At 47.6% G+C, this 3,189-nt stretch carries 1 protein-coding gene; it reads right to left on the bottom strand.

All coding sequences use genetic code 11. The features are described 5' to 3' along the window. Positions 1-53: 53 nt before the first annotated feature. Positions 54-3,116, bottom strand: coding sequence for an efflux RND transporter permease subunit (locus tag GXO74_12095; protein NOZ62409.1), 3,063 nt, complete (start codon positions 3,114-3,116; stop codon positions 54-56). Positions 3,117-3,189: the final 73 nt, after the last annotated feature.

The raw sequence follows: 3,189 nt of genomic DNA, 5'->3' as shown, positions 1-3,189 counted from the left end.
AACGCCGGGGTACTTTTTACGGATATTTTTCATCTGCAAAACAATTTCATTCATCAACTCAACCCTCGCCTTAAATCCAAATTTTTCGCCAGCCAATCGTATAAAATCGGAATTACAGTCAGCACAAAAACTGCCGAAGCGATCAGCCCGCCGATGGTTGCCAGCGCCAGCGAGAACCAAATACTTTTTTCTTCGTGTGAAAATAAAACCAAAGGCAGCAAACCAAAAACTGTCGTTGCCGTGGTCATTAAAATCGGACGCACGCGATCGGCGGCACCAGTGATTATGGCCGTTCGCCTGTCTTTTTCCAGCTTGCGTACTGCATTGATGTGATCAACCAAAATAATGGCATTATTCACTACAATTCCCGAAAGAAAAACCACACCGATGTAGGCGGAGCGGTCAAAGTTAGTCGCGGTGAGATAAAAAATCAGAAAAATGCCGATCAGCGCCAGCGGAATGGTCAGAATCACGATGAACGGTTGGCGCAAGGACTCGAACAATGCAGCCGTGACCATAAACACGAGTAAAATCGAGAGTGCCAGCACCTGATAAATTTGCTTTTTTTCCTCCTTTTTCATAAACATCCATGTCGCTCGCTCCAACTCGTATCCCGGCGGAAAATGCGAAGTCTTCAAAATAGATTCTATTAGACGATCTCCTAATTTGTAGGGTCCCCGGTACTCAAAAGTAATCCAGCGCTGATATTGCTGGTCTTCGCGAACAATGCGAGACATGACCTTTCGCTCACTGATTTCCGCCAGATGTTTCAAGCGCACCGATTCTCCGGAAGCAGATCGAATCGGCACATTTTGCAAATCCCGCAAAGTGAAATGCTGAAAACCTTTAAATTTTATTTTGTAAGCAAATTCTCTTCCGTTTATCTTCAGTTTTTGCCAGGCTAAATTTTCCCGCAAATAGTTCCGCAATTGATTCAACACTTCCACATTGGTGAGATGATATTTAGCGACGTTGCCACGATTCAGCGAAAGGAGAATTTCACGGCGGTCGTCGCCCCAGCCAAAGCCTGAACTGCTCACATCCACATTGCGCACGCGCACATTGCGTTTCAGCCGCTGTCCCACGAATTCTGCATATTTCTTTACCTGATTATAATTGTAGCCGAGCATTTTCAAGCGAAACGACGGTGTCGAGCCACCGCCACCGCTGTAAAATCCGGGGCCGAATCCGTAAACGCCGACAACCATGCCGGCCAATTGCGTAGCAGCCGCGGTCATATTTTCTTTGACAATCAACGGCACTGCGGAAAAAATCAACGAATCAGGGAAAGTCACTCTGATGTAAGCCGTTTCATTGGTGACGCGGGTGTAAAATTTTTCCACGCCCTGCTGCTGTTTTAACTTTTCCTCAAAAAATCTCGCCAATTGATCCGTTGTTTCAATGTCCGCACCGGAAGGCATGCGCGCCCAGATGGCAATATATGTTTCCTCGCCCCATGCCCAGATACTTCCTTTGGTCACATGTTTGTCGAACAATTTATAACTTCCCCAAAAACAAAAAATAGTGACCAGCAACACAATAATTTTGTGGCGTAAAATCCAGCGCAACGTTTTTTCGTAAAAATTTCGCAATTTCTGATCAAGAAGTCCTGACCTTTCAAAATCGGCGGTCAGTGTGAATTCCCGAATCAGCAATTGATGAGAAAGAGAAGGAATGAGCGTAAATGCCACTAAAAGCGAAGACATGAGCGAAAGCCCCACGGCTGCCACAAAAGGAATGTAATAGAGCCGCAGTTCACCAGTCAAATAAAGAAAGGGAATGAACGCCGCCACTGTCGTCAAAGTGGCAGCCACAATCGCCAGCGCTACGGCTGAAGTGCCGGCAGCGCAGGCTTCTGCCACCGGAATCCCTTTCTGCCAATGCCGGTGAATGCTGTCCAGAACCACGATGGCGTTATCCACCAACATGCCGAATCCCAGCGACAGCCCTGCCAGCGTGAGCAGATTCAGCCCGATATGCGCGGCATAGAAAAAATTAATCGTCAGCAGCACCGAGAAAAAAATGGTGGAAAGAATAATCAGCGGCATCCTGAATCGGCGCAGAAAAATGAGCAGCACGAAAAAAATCACAATCACGGAAAACAGTGCCCGGACAGACAAATCCCGCAGCTCCTTACGGATGCGCTTGCTCTGATCCCGCTCTTTAATGAGCTCCAGCGACGGCGGGAATTTTTTCTTCAATTCAGCAATTTTTGCAAACACGCGGTCAGCGACCTGAATCACATTGGTTCCCGGTTCGCGAAAAATTTGAATAATCACTGCCGGATTGCCGTTGATTCTGCCGATTTGCCGCACGTCCTGCACGCTGCGCTCCACTTTGGCGACATCGGAAATGTGTACAAATAAATTTTTCGGCATTAAAATTTGTGCCCTGGCAATTTCTTCCACAGAAGTCAGCGGATTGCGTACCACCAGCTCAAATTTATAAGCGCCCCGATACAGCCTACCCACAGTTTCTTCCACAGCCATTTCCCGAATCGTCCGCTGAATTTGCTCTACTGTCAGCCCGAACAATTTCAGTTTTCCGCGATCCAGAATAATGTGAATTTCCTCATCCTGACCGCCGTAAACCTGCACATCTGCCACGCCTTTGATGCCCATCAGGGGACCGCGCATATTTTTCAGCGCGTACTGCCGCACTTCCAACGGCGTGTAGTTTCCGAACAAATGATAAGTGAGAAATTCTCCGGATTGAAATTCTTTGGGTACATATTTTTGAATTTTTGGCGGGCTGGTGCCGAACGGCAATGACTCCCGAATCACAGATAATTTCTCATTCAGCTCCAGCGCGGCAAAATCCGGATTTGCCTCGCGAGTGAGTTCGATGTTGACCGTAGAATTGCCCTCGTCGGAGATCGAATCGACTTTTCTGACATTGGCAATTGTGTTCGCCACAGCTTCGATGGGCGCGGTGACGTAAGCCTCCACCATTTCTGCGGAGCTGTTAGGCCATTGCGTCGCCACCGAAAGTTTGGGATAGCTGACTTCCGGAGTCAGTTCCAGCGGCAGGCGGCGCAGCGACATCATTCCGGTGACAAACACAGCCAGAAAAAACATTAACACCGCGATGGGGCGATTTATAAAAATTTTTATCATGTGCGTTATCGAATGGTTTTTTAAAATCCTGACAGATTAATTCCAAACAATCACCGGATTTCAGGCGTCAGCC

It is taken from the genome of Calditrichota bacterium (assembly GCA_013152715.1).
Taxonomy (GTDB): domain Bacteria; phylum Zhuqueibacterota; class Zhuqueibacteria; order Thermofontimicrobiales; family Thermofontimicrobiaceae; genus 4484-87.
The sequence above is the reverse complement of the archived record's forward strand: the minus strand, read 5'-3'. Positions and strand labels throughout refer to the sequence as shown.